The sequence below is a fragment of the Amycolatopsis sp. NPDC039088 genome (genome assembly GCF_055598845.1).
Map to the genome: position 1 here is coordinate 15,971 of NZ_JBVKAE010000031.1, position 308 is coordinate 16,278.

Annotated in this window: 1 protein-coding gene; it reads right to left on the reverse strand. The window is 65.6% G+C overall.

Annotated elements, in window-relative coordinates; genetic code table 11:
• Positions 1 to 269 (reverse strand): hypothetical protein (locus ACZ7KI_RS32290; RefSeq protein WP_470276814.1); only part of this gene is annotated, 269 nt, incomplete at its 3' end.
• Positions 270 to 308 lie beyond the last annotated feature (39 nt).

Below are 308 nucleotides of genomic sequence, written 5' to 3' on the forward strand. Positions count from 1 at the left end.
GCAGTGCCAACGAGAAGGGTGGTGCTGGTGAGAAGGCCCCGGTTGGTGGGAAAGGCAGTGCCAACGAGAAGGGTGGTGTCGGCGAGAAGGCCCCGGTTGGTGGGAAAGGCAGTGCCAACGAGAAGGGTGGTGCTGGTGAGAAGGCCCCGGTTGGTGGGAAAGGCAGTGCCAACGAGAAGGGTGGTGTCGGCGAGAAGGCCCCGGTAACTGAGAAGGGCGGTGCTGTCGGGAAGGGCGGTGCCGGCGAGAAGGGGTCGGTCCTGGGACATTCGGCGCACGCCATTGCCCAGGTCCTCACGGTCATGCCG